Source organism: Hydrogenophaga sp. (genome assembly GCF_051007235.1).
In the GTDB taxonomy this organism is placed as follows: domain Bacteria; phylum Pseudomonadota; class Gammaproteobacteria; order Burkholderiales; family Burkholderiaceae_C; genus Hydrogenophaga.
In genome coordinates this window covers 1-5501 of record NZ_JBPCSJ010000293.1, presented here as the reverse complement: position 1 = coordinate 5501, position 5501 = coordinate 1, and the positions used below count along the sequence as shown (strand labels likewise).

The following is a 5501-nucleotide window of genomic DNA, read 5'->3' as shown; positions in this document are numbered from 1 at the left end:
CAGCCACAACCTGGCGGTGGTGCGGCACGTGAGCGACCAGGTGGGCGTGATGTACCTCGGCCGTCTGGTGGAACTGGCGCCCAAGCACACCCTGTTTGACAGCCCGCGCCATCCCTACACGCGCATGCTGCTGGACGCGATCCCGAAGATGCACGACACCGGCCGGGCGCGCACGCCGGTGCAGGGCGAAGTGCCCAACCCGCTGAACCCGCCGAGTGGTTGCGCTTTCAACCCGCGCTGCCCGCATGTGAACGACCGCTGCCGCAACGAGCGGCCCGTGCTGCAGACCATCGGCGGCGTGCGCATCGCCTGCCATGCGGTGGAGGAAGGGCGGATCTGACGCTCAGGCGGAGCAGGGCGCTCAAACGTCTGGGCGTTGAAGCGGACGATGGGCGCTCCCCTCCGCGAATGTCCCCCGGCCCGCTGCGCGGGCCTCCTCCTTTATTTCGCTGCGGGGAGCGCCCGTCGTCCTAGGACCTGTTCGGCGCGCGTGTCCGAAAATCCAGGATGCCGTGGCTTCGGCTATGCCGAGCCACAGGCATCGTCCCCCTCTGGGGGAAGAAGCGAAGCGGCGCAGGGGGACGCCTGACCTGTGCGCAGCGCGCACGGTCAGGCGTAGCGTTTACTCCTCAAGTTGTTCTTCATTTCCTTGAGCAGCGGCTGCAGCTTGCTGCCCCCGATGCGCAGCGCCAGGCAGGTGGCGACCACGTCGATCACCATCAGGTGCATCAGGCGCGAGGTCATGGGGCTGTAGCGGTCGTAGCCCTCGGGGTGGTCGGCCGCGAGGTGGATGTGGCCCGCGGTGGCCAGTGGTGAGCCGCTGGCGGTGACCACGATCACGGTGGCGCCGTGCTTGCGCGCGATGTCGGCCGCGTCCATCAGGTCGCGCGTGCGGCCAGAGTTGGAGACGATCACCAGGCAGTCGCCCGGGCCCAGCAACGAGGCGCTCATCACCTGCATGTGGCCGTCGCTGTAGGCGATGGCGTTGATGCCCAGGCGGAAGAACTTGTGCTGCGCGTCCTGCGCCACGATGCCCGAGTTGCCCGCGCCGTAGAACTCGATGCGCCCCTTGTTCTTGTAGGTCGCCAACAGGGCGTCCACCGCCTTTTCGATGGAGTGGGTGGACGCGTCGTTGCGGTACTTCAGGAACGCGGCCACGGTGTTGTCGATCACCTTGACCAGCACGTCGCCCACCTTGTCGTCCACGTCCACGCTGCGGTGGATGAAGGGCACGCCTTCGCTCACCGTGCCTGCCAGCTTGAGTTTGAAGTCCGACAGGCCGTCGTAGCCCATGCTGCGTCTGAACCGCACCACGGTCGGTTTGCTCACGTGGGCGCGATCCGCCAGTTCGGCCACTGGCAGGCTGGCGAAAGTGCGCGGATCGAGCAGCACGAGCTTGCCCACGCGCTGTTCGGCAGGGGCCAGTGAGGGCAATGAGGCTTTGATGCGGTCCAACATGCGAAAATGGTAACCCAGTTACATGTTTCTGTGAAACCTCGTCAACCCTGAGATCCGACCATGAACCAGCTCGAAGCCCTCAAACAGTTCACCACCGTCGTTGCCGATACCGGCGACTTCAAGCAGATCGCCGCCTTCACCCCGCGCGATGCGACCACCAACCCATCGCTGATCCTCAAGGCGGTGCAGAAGCCCGAATACGCCCACCTGCTGCAGGACGCGGTGGCCAAGTACGGCGCCCAAGGCCAGGACGAGGTGATGAACCGCCTGCTGGTGGCGTTCGGCATGGAGATCCTCAAGCACGTTCCTGGCCGCGTGTCGACCGAAGTGGATGCCCGCCTGAGCTTTGACACCGAAGCCACCGTGACGCGTGCGCGCCGCATCATCGACCTGTACCAGGGCGAGGGCGTGCATGTGGACCGTGTGCTGATCAAGATCGCGGCCACCTGGGAAGGTATTCAGGCCGCGGCGCGTCTGGAGCGCGATGGCATCCACACCAACCTGACACTGCTGTTCTCGTTCTGCCAGGCGGTGGCCTGCGGCCAGGCCAAGGTGCAACTGATCTCGCCCTTTGTGGGCCGCATCTACGACTGGTACAAGAAGCAGGCCGGCGCCGGCTGGGACGAGGCCGCCATGGCCGGTGCCAACGATCCGGGTGTGAAGTCGGTGAAGGCGATCTACAACTTCTACAAGAAGCACGGCATCGCCACCGAGGTGATGGGCGCGAGCTTCCGCAACGTGGGCCAGATCACCGCACTGGCCGGTTGCGACCTGCTGACCATCAGCCCGGATCTGCTGGCCCAGTTGGCGGGCAGCGACGCGCCGCTGACCCGGGCGCTGGACGCCAATGCCGCTCAGGCGATGGACGTGCCGTTTGTCCAGTACGACGAAGCGGCTTTCCGCTTTGCGCTCAACGAAGACGCGATGGCGACCGAGAAACTGGCCGAGGGCATCCGCGCGTTTGTGGCGGACACGATCAAGCTGGAAAGCCTCATGGGCCTTTGAAGACCCGATCGCTCGGCCGCTGTCCGGGGATCAGTCGGCAGACTTCACCGCAGAGGTCTGTGTCAGTCCGGGAAACGGGCCGCCGAAGCGTTCAAACCCGCGCCAGCCCTTGGCATTGGGCTGGTCGGCGAAGCGGGCGGCCAGCGTTTGCGGGCCTGCCGTGATGGCGAAATAATCGTAGGTGCCCGGCAGTTCACTGGCTCGGATGTATTGAAAGTGCATGTCGAACAGTTGCTCCCGACGGCGCCGCTGCGCGTAGGTGGAGGGCGTGAACAGGTTGGCAAAACGCGGCGAGAGCACCTTGGGGCTGGGGCAGTCTAGGCCGTCCATGCCCTGTACGGCTTCGGCGGGGTCGTTCAGTGCCATGCAGCAGCGGTCGGCTGGTGCGGTGAAATCGAGCCAGCGTTCGCCCCACGCGGTGGCCGCTGCGCGGATGTCCGCGCGAAAGCGCTGGGCGGTGGGCTGGTAGCTCAGGATCGGCAGGCATTGGCCCAGGGTGAGCAGTCCCAGACGGGGCTGGGCCACTGCGCTGGGTGAACGCTGGGCCGCGCGGCCAGCCACCGCAGTGGCCATGATGGCGCCCGAACTGTGGCCCACCAGCAGGATTTCGTCCCATTCGGGTTCGTTCAGTGCGTCCAGCAGACGCGTGGCGTGCTGGTCCAGTCGAGCCTCCAGTTCGGGGATCTCAAGCCGCCCTTGTCGGGTGGTGAACCAGTGGCTTCTGATCGTCCAGCCCATGTGCCATGCGGTTTCACTGTGCAGACTCAGCCGACACACGCCCCACAGACCAGCGGCGGTGGCGGTGGCCGCGAGGCCGCTCCAGACACCAGGTCCTGTTTGTGCCCATGTGCCGAGCATGAGGCCCAGCAGCAGCAGCGTCATCAGCGTGTTCAACAGCAGGACGAGCATCGGCCCGGCACAGACCAGGGCGCCCACCCATGACCTGCGGTACAGGCGCCAGAGCGAGCCATCCAGACAGGTGCGCCAGGCGGTGAGGGCGGTGAGCGCGAGGTAGCGGCTGTGGCCGTTGTGCCAGTGCGCGCGCACGATGTCGTCCCAGCGCAGGAATTCGTAACGGGTGTGGCAGGTCTGGCCCTCGATGTCGGCCTGGATGTCCCAGGCCTCACGCGTCGGGTCGATGCGTTGGCGTGTACCCACCGCGATGCGATGCCCTGAGGTTTTGCATTGCTCCTGAGCCTGTTCCCTGTAGAGGCGGTGGTATCGCGCAGGGCCCTGGGGATCGAACCCGCTCAGGTACAGCACCAGACGGCGTTGCACGATGACGGTCGTGTCGCGGGTAACCGAAGTGTTCAGCGGCAAGGTCATGCGCCTGTGCGGGGACGCAGCATCAACCGGATCCCGATGTCCGAGCGCAGTGTCAGCAAGGCCATCGGGCAGGGGACCCGGCCAGGTGCCGGTGCGAGGTGGTAACGCCGCACCAGGGTGGCCAGCACCAGCAGGGCCTCTTGCTGCGCGAACCCGGCCCCCACGCAGACACGGGGACCGATGGAAAAGGGCAGGTAGGCCTGGGCGGCACTGGCGCGGCCAGCCTCGGTGAGAAACCGGTCCGGATCGAACTCGTCCGGCCGCTCCCAGTAACGCCGGTGGCGGTGGATGATCCAGGGTGAGATCACGATCGCCGTCCCTTTGGGGACCTCGTGGTCCCGCAGGCGGCAGTCCTGAGAGGCCTCCCGGAGCAGGAAGCCCAGTGGCGGGTACAGGCGCAGGGTTTCGCGGAACACGCGGCGTGTGAGATCGAGCGAGCGCAGGGATTCGAGCTCGATGGTCTGGTGCTCAGGCCCCAGCACCGCGTCCAGTTCCGCCTGCATCCTTTGCTGGATGTCGGGTGCACGCGCCAGGAAATACAGGCACCAGGACAGCGCGCTGGAGGTGGTTTCATGGCCGGCGAGGTACAGCACAGCCACTTCGTTGACCAGTTCTTCCTCGCTCAGGGGCTGGTCGGTGTCGGGGTCTCGGACCTTGAGCAGGGCTGCCAGGATGTCCGTTTGATCGGCCGCTTCCGTTCCCGCGTGGTAGGCCGTGTAGCGGGCGCTGACCTGTTGCGCCAGCAGTTCGCGGATGTCGCCGCCCAGCCGGTTGGCTGCATGGGCATGGTCGGTGCCTCGCCACATCCGGTTCCACCAGTTCGGTCGGTAGCGCGGTTCGGTGGCTTTGGATGTGGCCTCCTGAAACGCCGCAAAACAGTCGAAGATGCGCCTGGCGTTTCCGGCTTCGAGCGGTGTCGAGAAGATGGTGCGGAAGATGGTGTCGGCGGTGAAATGGGTCATTTCACGCTCGATGTCGCAGGGCTGGTCGGCCGGCAGCCGGGCCAGGCGCTCCATCAGCGCGTCTGTGCTGGCCCGCATGCGCGGGAAAGCGTGCTCCATCCGCGTGGTCTCGAAGGCCGGCTCCATGAGCTTGCGCTGGCGCTCCCATGCCGGCCCATTGGCCGTGAAGATGCTGCGGCCCAGCAAGGGCTTGAGCAGATCGTGCATCACACGGTGTTTGGGGAACCGGTCGTTCTGCTCCACCATCACCTGCCGCACCGATGCGGGCTCGTTCACGATGAAGGTCAGCAGCCCGGGGGCACGCAGGCGTCCCATTTTCATGCGGTAGGCCGTCTCGCTGATCTGGCTGAGCAAAGACGCGCGGCCCGTGAGCGCACGCCACATCGCCACCCAGCGGTTCTGGACGGGACGGGGGTAGACCGGGCAATAGCGGGTTTCCATGGGTGGCACGCTTGAAAGCCTGGATTATCGGCCGGCCGTCTGCCCTCATGCGCTCCCTTGCGTGTCGCATCCTGTTCCGGCGCAGCGATGCACCTGGTCGGCGCTGATCCGTGTGCCGGTTTTTACAATGCCCCCATGGTTGACCCCTCTGCATGTCTCGTCGAGACACCGTCGCATGCTGCGCACGCAGCATGGGCCCAGTACTCGGCTGCGTTCTGCGACAGCGCCGATAGCCCACCCTGCCAGCCGCGCGTGCGTGAGTGGTCGGAGCGCACCATCGACGCCGATGTCTGATGCCCTTGATGTGAC

At 66.0% G+C, this 5501-nt stretch carries 5 protein-coding genes; 2 read left to right on the top strand and 3 right to left on the bottom strand.

Annotated features, from left to right (window positions below; translation table 11 throughout):
• Positions 1-340: oligopeptide/dipeptide ABC transporter ATP-binding protein (locus ACR2JA_RS10395; RefSeq protein ID WP_434009011.1), on the top strand; the 340-nt coding region annotated here is incomplete at its 5' end.
• Between the two features lie 269 nt (positions 341-609).
• On the opposite strand, the gene ACR2JA_RS10390 is transcribed toward ACR2JA_RS10395, so the two are convergent.
• A complete protein-coding gene (locus ACR2JA_RS10390) occupies positions 610-1458 on the bottom strand; it encodes a MurR/RpiR family transcriptional regulator (protein ID WP_434009010.1) in 849 nt (282 codons plus the stop codon).
• Positions 1459-1518: 60 nt separating this feature from the next.
• Between ACR2JA_RS10390 and tal the strand changes: the two genes are divergently transcribed.
• Positions 1519-2463 (top strand): transaldolase, encoded by a 945-nt coding sequence (tal, locus tag ACR2JA_RS10385; protein WP_434009009.1) that lies wholly within the window; start codon positions 1519-1521, stop codon positions 2461-2463.
• A 30-nt stretch (positions 2464-2493) separates the two neighbouring features.
• On the opposite strand, the gene ACR2JA_RS10380 is transcribed toward tal, so the two are convergent.
• Complete coding sequence (locus tag ACR2JA_RS10380) at positions 2494-3789, bottom strand: hypothetical protein (RefSeq protein WP_434009008.1); 1296 nt, start codon at positions 3787-3789, stop codon at positions 2494-2496.
• Positions 3786-5192: a cytochrome P450 gene (locus tag ACR2JA_RS10375; RefSeq protein ID WP_434009007.1), complete on the bottom strand. Its 1407-nt coding sequence runs from the start codon at positions 5190-5192 to the stop codon at positions 3786-3788. The genes ACR2JA_RS10380 and ACR2JA_RS10375 overlap by 4 nt, the downstream gene beginning before the upstream one ends.
• Positions 5193-5501 lie beyond the last annotated feature (309 nt).

Coding starts and splice junctions, on each gene's coding strand:
- ACR2JA_RS10390 (WP_434009010.1), bottom strand. CDS start 1,458: ATGTTGGACCGCATCAAAGCCTCATTGCCCTCACTGGCCCCTGCCGAA.
- ACR2JA_RS10380 (WP_434009008.1), bottom strand. CDS start 3,789: ATGACCTTGCCGCTGAACACTTCGGTTACCCGCGACACGACCGTCATC.
- ACR2JA_RS10375 (WP_434009007.1), bottom strand. CDS start 5,192: ATGGAAACCCGCTATTGCCCGGTCTACCCCCGTCCCGTCCAGAACCGC.
- tal (WP_434009009.1), top strand. CDS start 1,519: ATGAACCAGCTCGAAGCCCTCAAACAGTTCACCACCGTCGTTGCCGAT.